At 59.7% G+C, this 19216-nt stretch carries 16 protein-coding genes and 1 pseudogene; 6 read left to right on the plus strand and 11 right to left on the minus strand.

Going from position 1 to position 19216, the window contains the following annotated elements; translation table 11 throughout:
* The 3 genes from GRH90_RS02630 to arnT form a co-directional block, all read right to left on the minus strand.
* The gene (locus GRH90_RS02630) at nt 1–579 is read right to left on the minus strand and encodes a DedA family protein (protein WP_162364349.1); all 579 of its coding nucleotides are present in this window, start codon (nt 577–579) and stop codon (nt 1–3) included.
* A 531-nt stretch (nt 580–1110) separates the two neighbouring features.
* The gene (locus tag GRH90_RS02635; protein ID WP_162364350.1) at nt 1111–1785 is read right to left on the minus strand and encodes a MarC family NAAT transporter; all 675 of its coding nucleotides are present in this window, start codon (nt 1783–1785) and stop codon (nt 1111–1113) included.
* A gap of 237 nt (nt 1786–2022) precedes the next feature.
* On the minus strand, nt 2023–3687 hold the full coding sequence (gene arnT, locus GRH90_RS02640) for a lipid IV(A) 4-amino-4-deoxy-L-arabinosyltransferase (RefSeq protein ID WP_162364351.1): 1665 nt from the start codon (nt 3685–3687) through the stop codon (nt 2023–2025).
* Nucleotides 3688–4113: 426 nt separating this feature from the next.
* Here arnT and GRH90_RS02645 point away from each other — a divergent pair, with 426 nt between their 5' ends.
* From GRH90_RS02645 to GRH90_RS02665, 5 genes are all read left to right on the plus strand, one after another.
* Nucleotides 4114–5085: a tripartite tricarboxylate transporter substrate binding protein gene (locus tag GRH90_RS02645; protein WP_162364352.1), complete on the plus strand. Its 972-nt coding sequence runs from the start codon at nt 4114–4116 to the stop codon at nt 5083–5085.
* A gap of 36 nt (nt 5086–5121) precedes the next feature.
* On the plus strand, nt 5122–5634 hold the full coding sequence (locus tag GRH90_RS02650; protein ID WP_162364353.1) for a tripartite tricarboxylate transporter TctB family protein: 513 nt from the start codon (nt 5122–5124) through the stop codon (nt 5632–5634).
* Between the two features lie 9 nt (nt 5635–5643).
* Nucleotides 5644–7143, plus strand: a complete 1500-nt coding sequence (locus GRH90_RS02655) for a tripartite tricarboxylate transporter permease (protein WP_162364354.1) — start codon at nt 5644–5646, stop codon at nt 7141–7143.
* Nucleotides 7144–7349: 206 nt separating this feature from the next.
* A complete protein-coding gene (locus GRH90_RS02660) occupies nt 7350–8054 on the plus strand; it encodes a DUF1847 domain-containing protein (protein ID WP_162364355.1) in 705 nt (234 codons plus the stop codon).
* Nucleotides 8055–8286: 232 nt separating this feature from the next.
* Nucleotides 8287–9885 (plus strand): ABC transporter substrate-binding protein, encoded by a 1599-nt coding sequence (locus GRH90_RS02665; protein ID WP_162364356.1) that lies wholly within the window; start codon nt 8287–8289, stop codon nt 9883–9885.
* A 93-nt stretch (nt 9886–9978) separates the two neighbouring features.
* Here the strand turns inward: GRH90_RS02665 and GRH90_RS02670 are convergent, their stop codons facing one another.
* From GRH90_RS02670 to GRH90_RS02685, 4 genes are all read right to left on the minus strand, one after another.
* Nucleotides 9979–10932: a homocysteine S-methyltransferase family protein gene (locus tag GRH90_RS02670; protein ID WP_162364357.1), complete on the minus strand. Its 954-nt coding sequence runs from the start codon at nt 10930–10932 to the stop codon at nt 9979–9981.
* A gap of 41 nt (nt 10933–10973) precedes the next feature.
* Entirely contained in the window at nt 10974–11831 is an 858-nt protein-coding gene (locus GRH90_RS02675; RefSeq protein ID WP_246235838.1) for an amino acid ABC transporter permease, read from the minus strand.
* Nucleotides 11831–12655, minus strand: a complete 825-nt coding sequence (locus GRH90_RS02680; RefSeq protein ID WP_162364358.1) for a transporter substrate-binding domain-containing protein — start codon at nt 12653–12655, stop codon at nt 11831–11833. The genes GRH90_RS02675 and GRH90_RS02680 overlap by 1 nt, the downstream gene beginning before the upstream one ends.
* 152 nt (nt 12656–12807) lie before the next feature.
* The gene (locus tag GRH90_RS02685; protein WP_162364359.1) at nt 12808–13773 is read right to left on the minus strand and encodes a sulfonate ABC transporter substrate-binding protein; all 966 of its coding nucleotides are present in this window, start codon (nt 13771–13773) and stop codon (nt 12808–12810) included.
* A gap of 173 nt (nt 13774–13946) precedes the next feature.
* Between GRH90_RS02685 and GRH90_RS02690 the strand changes: the two are divergent.
* Nucleotides 13947–14660, plus strand: a pseudogene (locus GRH90_RS02690) (amidohydrolase); the annotation flags it as partial.
* 123 nt (nt 14661–14783) lie between these two features.
* Here GRH90_RS02690 and GRH90_RS02695 read toward each other — a convergent pair.
* Genes GRH90_RS02695 through GRH90_RS02710 form a run of 4 tightly spaced genes read right to left on the minus strand, consistent with a single transcriptional unit; the run spans nt 14784 to nt 19213 of the window.
* A complete protein-coding gene (locus GRH90_RS02695; protein ID WP_162364361.1) occupies nt 14784–16337 on the minus strand; it encodes a class I adenylate-forming enzyme family protein in 1554 nt (517 codons plus the stop codon).
* Nucleotides 16338–16347: 10 nt separating this feature from the next.
* Nucleotides 16348–17328, minus strand: coding sequence for an ABC transporter ATP-binding protein (locus tag GRH90_RS02700; protein WP_162364362.1), 981 nt, complete (start codon nt 17326–17328; stop codon nt 16348–16350).
* The gene (locus GRH90_RS02705) at nt 17325–18341 is read right to left on the minus strand and encodes an ABC transporter ATP-binding protein (protein ID WP_162364363.1); all 1017 of its coding nucleotides are present in this window, start codon (nt 18339–18341) and stop codon (nt 17325–17327) included. The genes GRH90_RS02700 and GRH90_RS02705 overlap by 4 nt, the downstream gene beginning before the upstream one ends.
* Nucleotides 18338–19213, minus strand: a complete 876-nt coding sequence (locus tag GRH90_RS02710) for an ABC transporter permease (RefSeq protein WP_162364364.1) — start codon at nt 19211–19213, stop codon at nt 18338–18340. Before GRH90_RS02710 ends, GRH90_RS02705 begins: the two co-directional genes overlap by 4 nt.
* Nucleotides 19214–19216 lie beyond the last annotated feature (3 nt).

The following is a 19216-nucleotide window of genomic DNA, read 5'->3' on the forward strand; positions in this document are numbered from 1 at the left end:
CTACCCCCCTGGCAACAGCAATCCGGTGACTCTACGCAGATACAGGATAAAAGTAATGACCAGTACAGCCAGGACCGAACAGGAAAACACCCATAGCCATAAATCGATACGCTGCCATGCGGCCCCGGCAAAGAATCCCAGCAACACAAACAAGCCGGATTTAGGCAATGTCGCCAACAGGTTAAACGTCAGGAACAGCCAGATCGGGATCCTTGCCGCTCCAGCGCTTAATAACACCAGGAACCCCGCCGCGTGCGTCAGTTTCGCCGTCACCAGAACGCGCCCGGGATGGGTGCGAAACTGCGCCAGAAGCGGCGCCAAATGCCGCCAACGGCCAAGGTTAAAACGGCGGCGCAGCCGCGAAGTCGGTATTCGGCCACTCCTGCCCAGCCCGTAGAGAATGACATCCCCGGTCAGATCGCCTATCACGGCGACAGTATAGACGCCGCCGATATGCAATAGCCCCTGGGCCGCCAGAATTGCGCCAAAGACCGTCGCCATCGGGCCTTCAACCAGGACGGCGACGAACAGCGCGGCGTATCCATAGCTGGAAATAGCGGATAATATCCATTCCGGCATAACCCCTCCCTAAAAATTATGATTATTCAGACGCAATAAACGCGGAACATATTCAAGCCGGTGACCCGAATTTGCATAGCGTATGCGGGGCAGATCATGATAAGCCGCGTGATGAATATGGCATACGGCGGCACACCTTGCCATCGGCGCCTTGATGAGGACAACCTCCAGAGCGTTGCACAGGTAACGCATGGATGAATCACAATACACTGTTTCGGTCCGTTATTCTGACGTGGGAATCATACTATCGGAATGTGACTGGAATCTTACTGATGGCCTGAATTAAAAATTTTCCGCCGGATACGACGCCGGCATGGTCAAAACGGGGGCGAAAGATCATCCTCCGCGCTGGCGGAGCATTCAGCGACTGAATGGCCGGTGTGAAACTTCATGGCCGCTTAATTTCCCTCGCCATGTCCAAATACCCTAACGTCTTATTAGCCAACGTGATGTGCCCGATATTATTTTTTCTAATTTATTACAGGGGCAAATAACCATCCCGTCGGGATGTAATGCGCCGGGCTTGATAAATTAATGCACCGCAATAATTTCTAAAACACCATTTATAATAAATTGCACGCCGACACATACCAGCAAAAAGCCCATTAACCTTGATATGGCCTCGATACCGCTTTTGCCAATTAAGCGCATGATAACACCGGAACCATTCAGGCAAATCCAAAGAATAACTGAAATGGCGGCAAAGGTAATCGCCGGGCTGATGAGCAGCACCCAAGGTTCAAAACCCAATGAATTACCTTTTAACGTTGAAACCGAACTGATGATCATGGCTATGGTGCCGGGTCCCGCGCTACCCGGCATGGCCAACGGCACAAAAGCAATATTTTCTGAACCTTCATTCAGCATCTCTTGATGCTTGGCATCAACGATGGACGATTTTTCATGCCGGGCATGGGGGAAAAGCATGCGAAAACCGATAAATGCGACGATCAGCCCCCCGGCGATACGCAGCCCCGGAATGGAGATACCAAAGGTATTCATCACCAGTTGACCGGCATAAAAAGCGACGATCATGATAATAAAGACATAGATCGAGGCCATCAACGCCTGGTGTTTTACCTCTTTATAGGTCATGTTGCCGGAAAGGCTTAATAAAAGCGCAACCGACGTTAACGGGTTAACCAGTGGCAAAAGCAAAACCAGACCCAAGGTTACCGCTTGCAACAATTGGGAAAGTCCTAACATGGGGCGTACCTCGGAAAATCACATGTACATTCGGCTAATACCTTATCATGAATATTTTAATATGACATTCTGGGATAAGGGCAATATCTGCCGACTGCTGTTTTATACACCTAATGAAAATAGGCGGTGCCGCAGATGAGATAAAGTATTTATTCCTGGCAAAGATTAACGCCACGAAATTCTTTGGTTTCCCGCGGCATTTTTCATCGCAAGGTGCAACCCAAGTCGCCATGCCCGTCATGGCCGATGCTGATACCACAGCAAGACCAACCGCGCGGTCCGCCGCATTTTATCCGGTTCCGGCAGCGTGCCGGGGATTTCCCCGCCGCGCGGCAAACGCAATATCAGCGACACATTGCCCTGCGCACGCGCACGCGCCAGCCATTGCGGGAAGTCGGCGTCGCTGATGAAATGGCCGCGCACGTCGGGATATTTCAGGCCGTAAGCCACTTCCCCCCGCTCATTGAACAGCAGAATATCGCTGCGTTTTAATTCCCACGCCAAGCCGGTTGCGACGCCCACGCTGTCGCTCAGCACATATCGGCTGTCGGCCAGCATCGCCCGATGAGCGCGAATAAAGATTTGCGGCTGCTTCGGGCCGGACACCTGCTGGGGAACCGCGTCGCCAAACAGCAGGCACAGCAGCAACGGACAGGCGGCGGACCAAGGCCAGCGCCTGGCATCATGGCGTACCGAAAACGCGGCAAACAGCAGCCAGCCGGAAAAGGCGATCATGCCCAGAACGACTTTCGGCCATTCCTGAGGCGAGAAAAACCGCGCCTGGGGCAGCAAACCCGACCCCAGCAATGCCAGCGCCAGTATGCCTGTCAAGCCCACCAACCCGTTTAGCGCCGCGTTAACCTGGAATATCCTGCTGCGTAGGGCGGCCGCCCGATCTTCAGCATAAGCCGTTATCAGCAGCGCCAGCGGCGCCATACACGACAGGATATAGGTCGGCAGCTTGCCCTTGGCGATGCTGAAGAATATCAGCGGCATCGCGACCCAGCTCAGCAGGAAAAACAATTCCGGCCGGGCGGCGCGCTCACGCCAGGCTTTGGCCAGGGAGCCAGGCAGCAGCGCCAGCCAGGGCAGCACGCCGGCGATCAGCACCGGAATGTAATACCAGAACGGCGCCTTATGCTGGGCATTCTCTTCGGCAAAACGCTGGATATGCTCTACCCAGAAGAAATAGCGCCAAAAGTCCGGCTCACGCCGGGCAATAGCCAGCGCCCACGGCAGGCTGAGCAGCACGCCGACGATCGCCGCGGCCGGCCCGTAGATCAGCAGTTCTTTTATCCGCCGCCGCCGGATGGCAATCGGGATCGCCGCAATCACCGGCACCGCCAGCGCCAGGAACCCCTTGGTCATAAAGCCCATGCCGCAGGCCAGTCCAAGCAGCGTATAACCGCCCAGTCTGCCTTTTACGCCGGTGGCTCGCAGCGCCAGATAATAGCTGACCATCGCCGCCGTCAGCCACAGCGCCAGCGTAGCATCGAGCAGGCCGTAGGTTCCGATACTGAGGACCAGCAGCATCGACAGGAAAATCAGTGCCGCCACGCTGGCCCGGCGCGGGTTGCGCCACATCATCATCGCCAGCGCAAACACCAGCGCCGCGGTGACGCCGGTGCTGAATACCGAGCCGAAGCGTACGGCAAAATTGGTGTCGCCGAACAGCCAGTGGCTGATATTGTTGAACCAGTAAGCGGCTACCGGCTTGTCAAAATAACGCAGGCCAAGCAATTTCGGCACCACCCAGTCGCCGCGGCTGAGCATTTCACGGCTGACTTCCGCCGTGCGGGTTTCGTCCGGTTGCCATAGCCGTCGGCCGTTCAGGGGAATCAGGTAGACCAGGGCAAAATAAACGGCAAGTAACCAGGTCCATGATCCATTCAGTCTCTTCATGAAACCTCCCTCACATCGATTTGACGCCCCAACCAGCCCGCACGGCCGATATACGGGCCGTCATGGTTTTCGATGACGCATTATAATGCGCCGGGGCCGTCATTGATGTCGGCGAGGCGATGTTTCAGCGCTTCGGCGGCCACCAGCCCGTGAACCTGGTAGCGGATTGAAGTTTAACCGGGTGAAACGCGCGTCTTGCCGCTGATGTACGGCCAGACCCGCTCGACCTCGCTTTATCTGGTGATCGACGACGGCAGCAAAGCTGTTCGATAACGAAATCAGCACGCTGGCGCGATACCTGTCTTTGTATGTCGCTGATCCAGAACAATAGCTGCTAACCATAGCCGGTTAAAGCATTTAATCAACCTCCCCCGCGCCGGTAAGATAAATGGAAAAGCATCCATTCATCGCCGGAGAAATATATCCATGATATTGCCTAAGACCCTCGCAATGTGTTTATTCATCTCGACGCTGGGGGTAGCCAAAGCCGACGACGGAGCCAAATTTCCCCTGAAACCGGTCAAAATCATTGTGCCGGTCGCGGCCGGCGGCAGCGCCGATAAGCTCACGCGCGTACTGGCTGAAAAGCTGAGTGAAAAATGGGGACAATCGGTCATTGTGGAAAACGTGACCGGCGCCAGCGGCACCCTCGGCAGCGCAAAGGTGGCCAAAGCGCCCGCCGACGGCTACACCTTGCTGGAAACCGGTGAAGCGTTAACGCTTAATGCGCTGTTGTTCAAAAAATTACCCTACGATTCCGCCGCCGCCTTTACGCCGGTGATCAAAGCGGTAGTGAATCCACAAATCCTGGTGGTCAATCCCAAACTCGGCATCGATACCTTTCAGCAGTATGTTGCCGTTAGCCGGGAAAAACCCGGCACCATCAGCCTCGGATTGCCCACCAACGGCGGCATTGCCCAGATTGCCCATGAAATGCTTAATCAACGGACCGGCGGCAAGGTTAACTATATCCCCTATCCCGGCGGCGGCCCGGCGGCGGTAGACGTCATCGCCGGTCATACCAACGCCACGCTGATTACCCTGGCGGCGGTCACCGAATATGTTAAAAGCGGACGATTAAAAGCGCTGGCGGTGACCACGACGTATCGTTCGACGGCGCTGCCGCAGGTGCCGACGATGGCCGAATCGGGCCAGCCGGGTTTTAGCGTCGAAAGCTGGCAGGGCTACCTGGCGCCGGCCGGCACGCCCCCCGCCATTGTTAACCAGTTGAACCGCGATTTCGCCGAGGTGTTGCGTTCACCCGGGGTCAGGCGGCAATTGGAAAATCTGGGTTACGGCGTGAAGGCCAGTACGCCGCAAGAGCTAGCCGATACGCTGGCCGGCGATATGACGCGTTATGGCAAGATTGTCCACGACGCCGGCATCAGCATTCAATGACAACGGTATACCGGGCTAAAGGCCAAAGGCGGCGGGATGGATAATTTTTCTTCTCCGGCCAGCGCCGCGGCGCGTCGTCGCGGCGGGTCGGCCATCCGTAATCATCAGGATTTCTGGTCCGGATGGTTATTTTTATTCATCGGCTGCGGTTTCAGCGCGCTGGCGGGACAATACCCGATCGGCGCCGCCTCGCGAATGGGCGCGGGATTTTTCCCGCTCTGCCTCGGCCTGCTGCTGGCGGTTTTTGGCCTGCTGGTGATCCTGTCATCATTGTCGCGCCGCGGGCGGGCGGATCCCATGCCGTCATGGAAGCCGGGAAAATTAATCTGGATACTGGGCGCGACCACGGTGTTCGCGCTGCTGCTTGAACCCGCGGGGCTGGTTATTTCACTGCTGCTGCTGGTGTTTATCTCCAGTAAAGCCAGCGACCGGTTCACCGTGAAAGGCACGCTTGCCAACGCGGCCGTACTGGTGACGCTGAACGTGACGCTGTTTATTTGGGGACTGGATCAGCTGATCCCGGTCTGGCCCGCGTTTATTACCCATTAGGGCATGGATATGGAGCTATTGGCGCATCTGATGCTGGGTTTCAGCACCGCGTTATCATGGCAAAACCTGCTGTATTGCTTGGTCGGCTGTACGCTTGGCACCTTGATTGGCGTACTGCCGGGGCTGGGTCCGGTGGCGGCCATCGCCATGTTGTTGCCGGCAACCTATGCCCTGCCGCCGGACGCCGCGTTGATCATGCTGGCCGGCATCTATTATGGCGCCCAATACGGCGGATCCACCACCGCCATACTGCTGAATATTCCCGGTGAGTCCGCTTCGGTGGTCACCACCATCGACGGTCATCAAATGGCGCGGCAAGGCCGGGCCGGCGTGGCGCTGGCCACTTCGGCCATCGGCTCGTTCTTTGCCGGCTGCGTCGCCACGCTGGTGCTGGCGGCCTTTGCCATTCCACTGACGGAACTCGCTTTCCGCTTCGGTCCGGCCGAGTATTTCTCGCTGATGTTTCTTGGGCTTATCGGCGCGGTGGTGCTGTCGTCCGGCTCGCTGCTGAAAGCGCTGTCCATGATTGTCCTTGGGCTGCTGCTGGGCCTGGTGGGTACCGATATCAATTCAGGTGCCCAACGCTTCACCCTGGATATTCCGGAGCTTGCGGACGGGCTGAGCTTTGTCGCCCTGGCGATGGGCATCTTCGGCTTCGCGGAAATCATCCGCAACCTGGAGGACAACCAGGGTAAAGCGGTCAACGTCGGCAAAATCTCGACCCTATGGCCGGATAGACAGGATTTTAAACGCATGAGACCCGCCATCTATCGCGGAACGCTGCTCGGCTCGATCCTCGGGTTATTACCCGGCGGCGGCGCGACGCTGGCATCCTTTTCGGCCTATGCGCTGGAAAAAAAAATCAGCCAATACAGCGCCGAGTTCGGCCATGGCGCCATCGAGGGCGTGGCGGGGCCGGAAGCGGCCAACAACGCGGCGGCGCAAACCTCATTCGTTCCGTTGCTGACCTTGGGCATTCCGTCCAACGCCGTGATGGCGCTGATGGTGGGCGCGATGATGATCCATGATATCCAGCCGGGGCCGCAGGTGATGACCAATAACCCCTCGTTATTCTGGGGCCTGCTGGCCTCGATGTGGATCGGCAATCTGATGCTCGTGATCCTCAACCTGCCGCTGATCGGCGTATGGGCCAGTCTATTGCGCATCCCTTATCGTTACCTTTATCCGGCGATCCTGGTGTTTTGCTGTATCGGCGTGTATTCGGTGCAAAATTCGGTTTTTGACGTTATCCAGGCGGTGGGTTTCGGCCTGCTGGGATATGTCTTATTGAAACTCGACTGCGAGCCCGCGCCGCTCCTGATGGGATTCGTCCTGGGTCCGCTATTGGAAGAGTATTTCAGGCGCGCCCTGTTGTTATCCCATGGTGATTTGAGCACGTTTGTGACCCGGCCGCTATCGCTGTCCCTGCTGGCGGCGGCGGCCGGGCTGGTGGTGCTGGTCACGCTTCCGGCCATTCGCCGTACCCGCGCGGAGGCGTTCCGGGAATAGCGCGCGCCCGGTTGAATGTCATGTTCTCAATAGCCGATGGCAATAAACGGCATGGTGGTTAACGCGGAATATTATCAATTAATAAAATGGTATTTAGCGGCTAAAACTCATAATTATTATATCAATATGCGTAATAATTAGTTGGCATGAGCCACGAAATCCTTATATTTCATAAGGTATTTTTCCAGGGAAAACGGGAAGCCGTCATGGCCGATAAATTTACCTGTACCGAATGTAATTTGCTTAACTGCCAGACCCGGGATAAAGAATTCCCGAAAAAATGTTTAACCACCGCGGCGGGGAATGACGCCGTATTGCGCGCAAGCGTCGACCAGTACCATGACGATCCGCTGGTCGCTAAGATCATGCAGGCGGCGGCGCAGGTGGAAGGTCAATACTATGGTCAGTTGACCCGGGTGGAAGAGATTATCGTTTTTGCCAAAAAAATAGGCGCTAAAAAGATCGGCGTGGCGTCCTGCGCCGGCTTGATTCGGGAAAACCGTATTTTCGCCGGCATTTTACGCGCCAATAATCTGCAGGCGTTCGGCGTGTTATGCAAAGTAGGCGGACAGGACAAGTGCGGCGTCGGCATCGCCGAACGGGATAAAATCAAACCGGGTCATTATGAGGCCATGTGCAACCCGATTATGCAGGCTAAATTATGCAATCAGGAAAAAACCGATCTTAATGTCATCAGCGGCCTGTGTGTCGGGCATGATTCCTTATTTATCAAGCATTCGGACGCGCCGGTAACCTATCTGATCGTCAAGGACCGGGTGTTGGCCCATAACCCGGTCGGCGCGCTGAATACCGGTCACTCCTATTACCAACGCTTGCTGGATGGCGTTAGGTTAAATGAAGCGGATAAGCGTATGTCACCAAATAATGACTCCGCAAACATCACCGATTAAGCTGGCGGAGGAAAAAAATCCGGGAAATTTAAATGAAAGTGACGACCACGGCGTAGCTAATCCTCATGGGATTGATGAATAATCCATCACCGGGAAGTCTTTATCGTACAGCCAGTGCTTATGGCTAATTGGTACCCCTTAAGATGCATGCGATTTTTTCATTTTTACCTATTGCCGCTTATAATGGCCCGGTCAATAACTACAGAATAATCACCTTATCAAGGCAAGAAAAATGGATTTCAAGAAAACCTGTCTCGTCGTGCTTATGGGCGCGCTATTGCCGGCCGGCGGCGCGCTGGCCGCCGACCACAGCGTTTTGGTCTACTGTTCGGAGGCCTCGCCGGAGTCGTTTAATCCGCAAATCGCCAGCTCGGGCCCATCGTTTGTCGCCAGTTCACAGGTGCTGTATAACCGCCTGGTGACCTTCAGGGAAAGCGATAACCTGCCGATTCCCTCCCTGGCCGCCGACTGGAAAATCAGTCCCGACGGTAAAACCTATACCTTTACTTTACGCCAGGGGGTCAAGTTCAACAGCAATAAATATTTTACCCCCACCCGTGACTTTAACGCCGATGACGTCATATTCTCCGTGCTGCGCCAGAAAGACGACCACCACCCCTATCATAACGTGTCCCGGGCCGCCTATGAGTATTTTAACGACATCGGCCTCGGTTCGCTTATTCATGAGGTCAAAAAACTGGATGACCGGCATGTCCAGTTTACCCTGAGCAAACCCGACGCCACTTTCCTGGCCGACTGGGGCATGGACTTTACCTCGATACTTTCCGCCGAGTACGCCGACGCCATGTTGAAAGCCGGCACGCCGGAGCGGGTCGACACCGACCCGATCGGCACCGGTCCTTATAACCTGAAAGAATATAAAGTCGACTCGCTGATCCGCTATGAGGCCAATCCGCATTACTGGCAGGGCGAGGTGCCCACTAAGCGCCTGATATTTTCCATTACCCCCAATGTGACCACGCGGCTGGCCAAGCTGGAGAAAAACGAATGCCAGATTATTTCCGCGCCCAATCCGGTCAATTTTGATGAGATCAAGAGCAATAAAGATTTGACGCTGTACAGCGTGGACGGCTTGAACGTCGGTTACCTGGCGTTTAATACCGGCAAAAAACCGTTCGACAATCTATTGGTGCGCCAGGCGTTGAACTACGCGGTGGATAAAAAGGCCATTGTCGCCGCGGTATTTCTCGGCTCCGGCTCGGTGGCGAAATCACCCATTCCACCCAATATGCTCGGATTCGATAAAGATCTCGCCGATTATCCCCATGACCCGGCCAAGGCCAGGGCATTGCTGAAGCAGGCGGGGTTTGAGCAGGGTTTTACCACGGATTTATGGTCGATGCCGGTGCAACGACCTTATAACCCCAACTCCCGCCGCATAGCGGAAATTATCCAAAGCGATTGGGCGAAAGTCGGTGTCACCGCGAAAATAGTGACCTACGAATGGGGTGAATACCTCGCGGGCATCCGCAAGGGTGAACATGCTTCCGCGCTATTTGGCTGGATGTCGGATAACGGCGACCCGGACAATTTCGCCAATGTCCTGCTGGGCTGCGGCAGTATCAAAAGCGGATCCAACGCGGCGTTCTGGTGTGATAAGCGTTATGACTCGTTAATCCAGCAGGCCAAGGCGATCGGCGATCCGGCGCAACGCGCAGCGCTGTATAAACAAGCACAGGCCGTGTTCCATGAACAGGCTCCCTGGGTGCCGCTGGCAAACGGGAAAACCTTTTATGCCACGCGCAGCAACGTCAGCGGCTATAGCGTCAGTCTTAACGGCAGTGATTTTTCAAAAGCCAAGCTGGACTGAATACGGCGGGACGCGCGGCCAGCCCACTGGCCGCGCAACCATTGAAGGCATATCGCGCAGGCATCCATCCCGGCGGCGAACGGGTGTCTCATTTCATCGGGAAAAAGGTCCGGCATCGCGTATCGCGGCAATGTGCGCTGGCCCGATGCCGCAGCAGCCGCCGACCAGGGTGGCGCCCTGCCCCACCCAGCGGCGGATCCATTTAAGGTAGTTGTCCGGGTCAAGATCGTCCCTCAGGCGCGAAAGGCCGGCATAGGGTTCATCGGAGGGCGGCTCGGGCATAAAGGCGTTGGCATAAACGCCCAGCGCCGCGGCGGGGGTCGCCGAGGCGTCGATGATACGCCGGGCGGCTACGATTGCCTCGCCCATCGCCTCGGGCTGGCTGCAGTTAAACAGTATCCCGGCGGCGCCCGCCAGCAGCGTGGCGGCCGCGGCGGCCGCCACCGGCTCGCCCGATCGCAGCTCCGGCGGGCCGGCGCGTCCGGCCTCATCCTTGAGGGTATACGCGACAAACACCGGCAGATCGCTGGCGCGCCTGACCGTCTCCAGCGCCGTCAGCGCCTCAAGCGTCGAACTCTGGGTCTCGATCAGCCAAAAGTCGATCCAGGGCGCCAATCCCGTCACCAGGGGTGCCAGTATTTCACCGGCGCGGGCGGGAATAAACTTCTCCGGCCGGTAGCTTTCGAACGGCGGCGGCAGCGAGCCGGCCACCCGCACGGGAGATAACGGGTGGGCGGCGCCGGCCCGGTCAGCCGCGCCGCGCGCCAGCTGCCCCGCCAGTCCGGCCAACGACCGGGCCTGCAGGCGAAAACGCGCCTCCCCCAGCATGTGCGGCACCAGCCCGAACGTATTGGTGGTCAGCACCTGCGCGCCGCTATCGGCATAGATTTGATGCGCGCGCGTGACATACTCCGGCGCCTCGATCAGCGCCAGCGCCGACCATTCGGGCAGGCGAAACGGCGCGCCCAGTTGCTCAAGCAAACGCCCCATGCCGCCGTCCAGAATGGTGATGCCGTCGCGGGCGGCCTTATTCGCGGCGTTGCTCATGATTTCCGGTTCCTCAATATGATGACCCGCGGACCGCGGGGTTAACGGGGCGAGCCAAGCCGTTGGTAACCCTGGCCGAAATGGCGCTCCAGCCGCCCCTGGAATAGCTCGAGCACTATGGACATCAGCCAGTAGATGGCCGCCGCGGTGGTCAGCATTTCCATATAATGATAGGTGCTGCGGCCATAGGATTGCGCCAGGAAATTCAGCTCCCATAAGCCCATCAACGACACCAGCGACGAGTCTTTAAGCATGGAGATAAACAGCGACCCCACCGGCGGCACGATAATACGCAGCGCCTGGGGCGCAATAATATGGGTGATAATCACCCCGCGCGGCAATCCGAGCGCCATGGCGGCCTCGGTCTGCCCGCGCGGGATGGCTATCACGCCGCCGCGCAGGGTTTCGGCCAGGTAGGCGCCATAGTTAAGCGAGAGGGCGATAATGCCGGAGCTGAAGGCGCCCAGCACGATACCCGCCTGCGGCAGGGCCAGATAGATAATCAATACCTGCACCAGCAGCGGGGTGCCGCGAAACAGCGATATGTAAAACGTCGCGCAGCCGAAGGCGACGGCGCTGGATGACAAACGGCCGGCGGCGGTAATAACGCCCAGCACCGTGCAAAACAGCATGGCCAGGGCGGTGATAACCAGGGTCAGGACCGCGCCCTGTATAAAGCCGTCCGGCGACAGCCGCAGGCCGAGCATAAACGGCAGCTTTTGCCCGATCAGCGCAAAATCCAGATCCATGCGGGAAAACAGTCCCAGCAGCAGTGCCAGCAATAGCGCCCAGGTCATTATCGTTCGCAACCGAAACCCGGCGTTACCCTGCCCCGATGCCATGGCGCCCGCGGGGACCGGCGCGGGATTTTCCATGCCGGCGGCGGATGGCCGCGGCATCACTGCGGTATCCGGGTAATATCTTCCCCCAGCCAGCGCCTGGAGATTTGCGCCAGCGTCCCGTCGGCGCGTAATGCGTTCACCGTATCCGCCACGACCTGATCCCATTGCGCGTCCCCTTTATCGGTGGCCACCCAATTCGGCTCGGCATACAGCTCGCCGGCGATACGGAAACGATCGCTTTTGGCGATGCGAGCATTGGCGGTGGCCAGATCGGACACCACCGCATCCAGGCGGGCGCCGGCCCCCAGGGCCAGGTTCTGGAACGCGACGGTTTCATCCGTCGGCACCACCTGCACGTGATCAAAAGGGAATACTATGGGCTTGGCACCGGGGATCACCAGGCTTTTATTCAGGTAGTTTTCATAGGTGGAACCGATACCGACACCCACCTTTTTATTACTGAGATCGGCGGCGGCTTTAATATTTTTCTCATCTTTATTCACCACCAACACCGCCGGTGAACTGTAATAGGGCGCCGGGAAATTAAGCACTTTGGCCCGTTCGGCATTGGGGGTCATGGAGCAGATGCACACATCCCAGCGTCCCCGCCATTTGCCGCCGACGATGGTTTCCCATCCCGGCGCGGACAGCTCCAGCCTGACCCCCAGTTTTTGCGCCACCGCCCTGGCCACATCCACGTCGAACCCGGCCAGCTGGTTATTGTCATCGATAAAACCAAACGGCGGATAGTCGTTCACCAGCACGTCGCGCAGTACCTTGGTCTGGTTTACCCGGTCAAGGGTGGCGCCGGCAAATACCGCGGGTGACGCGGCGAGTGAACACAGCGTTAATAGCATAAGGGCGTTAAACAAGCGCGGCATTATTTTTTCCCGATCGGCCAAGAGATTGAATCCCATCAGATCACTCTACAGAACGGTTGGAATTTGCCAAAGATCATCGCGGCATAACTTATTTATTTTTCGGCTAACGCCTTGAGCGTCGGGGCGGCCCCGCCCCGCTTACCGGTAGGGGGTTATTTGTCCTGCGACCAGCGCGCCTGGTTGACATCGATTTTTACCGGGATCAGGCCGATGCCGGTAAAGGTATCGGCCAGCGTTTGCTGCCGGCGGAAAACATCGTCATCCATGCGCTCGGTGCCAAACGGCATCCGCGCCAGCGCCCGCAGCCATATCGGCTGCGGCAGGCCGGTACTTTTGGACAGGGCCTGCGCCACCTCGTCATGATGATCGTTGGCCCAGGCGCTCAGCTGGGCCAGCTGTTCGATAACCAATTCGGCGATGTCGGGATAGTGCTCGGCAAACCGCCGGCTGGCAAGATAGAAAGTATAATGCGGTACGAGGCCTTCGGCGTCCTGGATCCGGCGCGCGCCGGCGTTGGTTTCAACCTCGGCGTAAAACGGGTCCCAAATCACCCAGGCATCGATGCTGCCGCGCTGGAACGCCGCCCGCGCATCGCTGGGCGTCAGGTAGACGGGGGTGATATCGGTATAGGCCAGGCCGGCCTGTTTCAAGGCTTCGACCAGCAGGTAATTCACGTCGGAGCCTTTGTTGAGGGCCACCCGCTTGCCTTTAAGATCCGCCACGCTGCGCACCGCCGACGCTTCCGGCACCAGGATCGCCTCGGTTTTCGGGTTGGGGATATTGTGCGCCAGGTAAATCAAATCAGCCTTGGCCGCCTGGGCGAAGGCCGGCGGCGCATCCCCGGTGGCGGCCAGATCGATACTGCCGACGTTAAGGCCCTCGAGCATTTGCGGACCGGCGGTAAATTCAATCCAGCGGGTGGCGATACCCTGTTTTTTCAGCGCCTCGTCCAGCGTGCCGCGGGCTTTGAGCAACGCCAGGATGTTGGCTTTCTGAAAGCCGATATTCAGCTGTTTCAGGGGTTGTCCATCGGCCTGCGCCTGGCTGAATACGCCGATGGCCGCCAAAACAACCGCCAGGCGCAGGACGCGTCGCGCCAAAGAATAGCCAGAAGTCATAAAACCCGCCTGTTATCAGATGTTGGAATGCCGAAGCAATAAGTCCCAACATATAGGCCGGGTAAAATCCTGTGAAATAAAAATAATCCCTAGACTTAGCAATAAATATGCTTACGGCCGGGGATTCCCTGGGCGCGGGGTCGTGCCGGATCTGCGCAGCAGGGTGGCGCGGCGCCGGCGCGCCGGGGGGCGTGAGCGTGATTTCCGGCGGCCACAACGCCCCCGATTTGCCGGTGGGTGAATTCGGCACCCGCTCCGGGCCGTTACATGCCAATGTCGATCGCTTCGAAATCCTGATTAACGGTAAAGGCGCCCATGCCGCCCGTCCCGAAGAGGGCGTTGACGGCATTGTGCTGGCCGCCCACATCATCACGGCGCTGCAAACCCTGCCCAGCCGGGGTTTCAGCGCGCTGGAGTCGGTGGTGCTGAGCGTCACGCGCATCACCGGCGACAATACCTGGAACGTGCTGCCGGAGCAAGTTGAGCTGGAGGGCACGGTGCGTACCCACAATACGGAAATCCGCGCCCTGGTGCCCGAAAAAATAACCCGGCTGATTGAACATATCGCCGCCGGCTTCGGCGCCCGGGCCGAGCTGCGCTGGCACGCCGGCCCGCCGGTGCTGGTCAACCACGCTGAATGGGCGGATTTCGCCAAGGACGTGGCCGCCAGGGAAGGGTATCGGGTACATGACCAGCCGCCGCAGATGGGCGGGGAGGATTTCGCCTTTTATCTGCATCATCTGCCCGGGGCCTTCGTCAATATCGGCTCGGCCAGTCAATTCGGCCTGCATCATCCGCGTTTTGATCCCTCGGAGTCGTTAATCGCCCCGGCGGCGCGCTATTTCACGCGCCTGGCGCAGGAAACGCTGCTTAAGCTTGCCCGGTAAACCGACCTTTTAAACCGGGTCCCGCGCCACCAGCCTGATGACAATGACCCGCGCGTCGTGCCGCCGCCTTGATGACAAAACCGCCCGGCCAGCCGCGCGAATAACGCCGGCGGCCGGGCGACGTCAGGCCGGGTTTGGCGCCGTTGACAGCGGGTCGTTCCAGCCCCGCCGCGCCTCCAGCTGATAAGCCAGTCGTGTCAACGCGTGACGATCGACTTTGTTGGTGCCCGCCCACGGCAGCTCGGCCAGGAATGCGATGCGCCTGGGGTGCTGGTAGGCCGGGCCGTTATCCAGGGCATGCCGCTTTAACGCGTCGACGCTTAGCGTACTGTCGGGCTGCAATACCACAAACGCGACCGGCACCTGGCTGCGCTCCTCATCCGGCAACGGCACCACGCAAACCTGACGCACCTGGGGATGGGTTTCGAGCGTTTTTTCCACCTCCACCGGGAAGATGTTTTCCCCGGAGCAGACAAACATATCGTCCGCCCGGCCGGTAAAATAAAAGAAACCCCGGGCATCGCGACGCATGACGTCGCCGCTGTAATACCAGCCGTCCCGGAACACCTGGGCGCTTTTGTCCGGCAGGCCGAGATACCCCGGCGTTACCGCCGGGTTGCGCATGCAAAGCACGCCTTCGTCAGCGTTCTCCCCCTCCACCAGCTTGACCTCCCCCGCCGCGAGCGGATACCCCAGCGCCAGGGGCGGCGTGGGCAGCCCGTCGGGATGAGGGCCGAACACCGCCGGTCCCGCCTCGGTAGTGCCATAACCGTGGGTGATGGCCGCATTGGGAAAGGCTCTCTGGATACGATTGAGCAGCGAGAGCGACATGGGGGCGGAACCCAGCATCAGGCGCTGTAGCGCGGAGAAATCGCGCCCGGCCAGCAAACGCGGATCGCGGACCAGACGGGCAAACATGGTCGGCACGGCGGTGACAATATTGACGCGGTAATCGGCCAGCGCGGCGGCATAGCGCTCGGCGTCAAAGGCCGGCAGAACCACCAGCAAGGCATTAACCGCAAACACCCGTTTGGTCAGGAACAGGCCGTTCATATGAAACAACGGCTGCGCCAGCAGATAACGGGCCTGCGGTCCGTCAGGCTCCACGCCGCCGCTGCGGGTGGCCTCCAGCGCCCACAGCTGCCCCCGGTGGGTCAGCGGCACGCCTTTTGGCCGGCCGGTGGAGCCGGAGGTGTAGAGGATCATCGCCAGCTCATCCGGCGCGGGTCGCACGGTGTCGAAGGCCTGCGGCCTGATACACCGGTGGAACCCCTCCCCGCCCCGATCGTCGAAGTTCACCAGGGGGAGCTTGCCTTGCAAAATTTTATAGCGCGCGTCGTCGACAAACGCCAGGCGGATGTTTGCATCCGCCAGCAGGTATTCCAGGGTATCGATCGGCACTTTGATATTGAGCGGCACCGCGACCAACCCCGCCCGCATAATGCCGAAATACGCGGCAATGTATTCCGTGCGGTTAAGCGAGGCGATGGCGACGGTACTGCCCCGCGGCAGGCCAAGATCGCCCAGGTAGCGGGCGACGCCGCCGGCCAGCCCATCAATCTGCCGATGGCTCCAATGGCGCGGCCGGGCGGGATCGCTCAAATCAATCAGCGCGTCACGCTGTAAATCCGCGCTGCGGACGATCAGATCGCCCAGGTTGTGGTGATGAAACGGCATAGCTGCTCCTTTATAACGCCGGTGGCGGTAATTGCGTGGCGTCGACATCAAATAAGGGGAAATGGCAGGCGACCTGTCGTTGGTCGCCGCCGCCACGCAGCGGCGGGCGCTCCACCCGGCAGCGTTCCCCGGCGCGCGGACAGCGGGTATGGAACGGACAGCCGGGCGGCGGGGAAATGGGGCTGGGCAGTTCGCCCGTCAACAGGTTCCGGCCGCGCGCCGCGCGGGGATCCGCCACCGGCGCCGCCGCCAGCAGGGCAAAAGTATAGGGATGGGCGGGTTTGGCCCAGACCTGCCGCGTGGGGCCGCTTTCAACGATGCGTCCCAGGTACATCACCAGCAGCCGGTCGGCGATATATTCCACCACGGAAAGATCGTGGGAAATAAACAGATAGGCCACGCCGGTGCGCTGCTGGATATCGCGCATCAGGTTTATCACCTGCGCCCGCACCGATACGTCCAGGGCGGAGACCGGCTCGTCGCAGATGATCACCTTCGGCTCCAGGATCAACGCCCGGGCAATGCCGATACGCTGGCGCTGGCCGCCGGAAAGCTCATGGGGATACCGGGAGGCCGCCGCCGCGGGCAGCCCCACCATCTCCAGCAATTCGCCTACCCGCCAGCGGATGGCCGCGCCCGTCCAGCCGGCGACCTCCAGCGGCCGGCCGATGCTTTTACCCACGCTCTGGCGGGGATTCAGCGACCCCTGCGGATCCTGGAACATCATCTGGATATCGGCCCGGTAGGGTAATAATGCTTTACGCCCCAAATGGGTGATGTCGTTGCCGTTTATGTTTATGCGGCCGCCGGTACTGGGAATGAGCCGCATCACCGCCTTGCCGAGGGTGGATTTGCCGCAGCCCGACTCCCCCACCAGCCCGACGGTTTCGCCGGGGCTAAGCGCCAGGTCGACGCCGGCCAGGGCAAACACCCGTCCATCGCGGGTGGGATAACTCACCTGCAGGTTTTCCACGGTCAAAAAGGGTTTCATCCGCGCCACCCGCCGTTAGCCAGCCTGGGCGCCGGCGCCCGTGCGTCCTCTTCCGCCGCCAGGCAGGCCACGTGGTGCTCCCTGCGCAGCTCGCTCAAATCGGGCCGCTGCTGCGCGCAGGCCGGCATTGCATGGCGGCAGCGTGCCGCGAAGGCGCAACCCTTGGGCAAGGCCGACAGGGCGGGCACCCTGCCCGGGATATCCAGCAGCCGTTCGCCCGGCCGCCCGGAGGTCGGCGTGGCGCGCAGCAATCCCTGGGTATAGGGATGCAGGGGGGTATCGAACAGTTCCGGCACCGAGGCCTGCTCGACGATTTTACCGGCATACATGACCGCCACGCGCCGGGCCATCGCCGCGACCACCCCTAGGTCATGGGTAATCAACATCAGCGCCATGCCGGTATCGGCCTGTAATTCCCGCAGCAGGGCCAAAATTTGCGCCTGGATGGTCACATCCAGGGCGGTGGTCGGCTCATCGGCGATTAATACCGCCGGTTTACACGCGATGGCCATGGCGATCATCACCCGCTGCGACATACCGCCCGACAGCCGGTGCGGGTATTCATCCATGCGCCGGGCCGGATCGGGAATATGGACCCGCTCCAGCAGGGCGATGCCCTGCTTCCAGGCCTGGCGCCGCGTCAGGCCCAAATGCACCCGCAGCACCTCGCTGAGCTGGTCGCCCACGGTTTTCACCGGATTAAGCGAGCTCATCGGATCCTGGAAGATCATGGCCACGCGGTTGCCGCGCAGGCGCCGCATCCGCCCTTCGGGCAGGGTCGCCAGGTTTTGCCGTTCAAACCAGATTTCACCGCCGCAAATCCGCGCCGGAGGCGTGGGCAGGAGGCGCATCAGCGCCAGCGCGGTCAGCGATTTGCCGCAGCCCGACTCCCCCACCACCGCCAGGGTTTCACCGGCGTTCAGCGTCAGCGATACCTTATCCAGCGCGGTTACGGCGCCCTGGCGCCCGCGCAGCTCAACCGTCAGATCGTTAACCTCCAGCACGCTGTTCACAGGCGATCCCTCAATTTCGGGTTCAGGGCATCGTTCAGCCCGTCGCCAATCAGATTTAACGCCAGCACCGCCAGCATAATCGCCACGCCCGGCACCGCGCAGATATACCAGGAGGAGCGGATCAGCGTACGCCCCTCCCCCACCAGCCGGCCCCAACTGGCCAGGTTGGGATCGCCAAGGCCGAGAAAAGAGATAACGGACTCGTAAAGAATGGCGCCGGCGATCACCAGCGACGACAGCACGATCACCGGCGGCATGACGTTGGGCAGGATCTCGCCCAGCGCGATGCGCAGGTTGCCCATGCCGCAGGCGCGACAGGCGAGCACGAATTCGCGATCCTTGAATGACAGGAATTCAGCGCGGGTCAGCCGGGCGATGGGCTGCCAGGAGACCAGGCCGACGGCGATAATGATATTTTCAATACGCGGGCCAAGCACCGCGACCACCGTCAGCACAAATACCACGTTGGGAATGATCTGGAACAACTCCGCAATCCGCATCAGCACTTCGTCAATCCAGCCGCCGAACCAGGCGGCCGCGGCGCCCGCCGCCACGCCGAGCGTGGTGGCCACCAAACTGGCCACCAGCCCGATAAGCAGGGTGGCGCGCGCGCCGTGGACGATAAGCGACATGATGTCGCGCCCCAGGGAATCGGTGCCCAGCGGATAACGCGCGTCGGTAAAAGGCCAGATTTCCGGCATGGCCACGATGCGCAGCGCATCGGTGGGATAAAGCCAGCCGGCCGATAGCGCGGCCGCCGCAATCACCAGGATAATCAGCGCGCCCATGACGGCGCCGCGATGGCGGCAGAAACGGCGCAGGAAGGCCAGCCGCGGCGCGCCGACCGGCAAAGAAGTCGCGATAATCGACATGTG

This window comes from Acerihabitans arboris (assembly GCF_010131535.1).
Lineage (GTDB): Bacteria > Pseudomonadota > Gammaproteobacteria > Enterobacterales > Enterobacteriaceae > Acerihabitans > Acerihabitans arboris.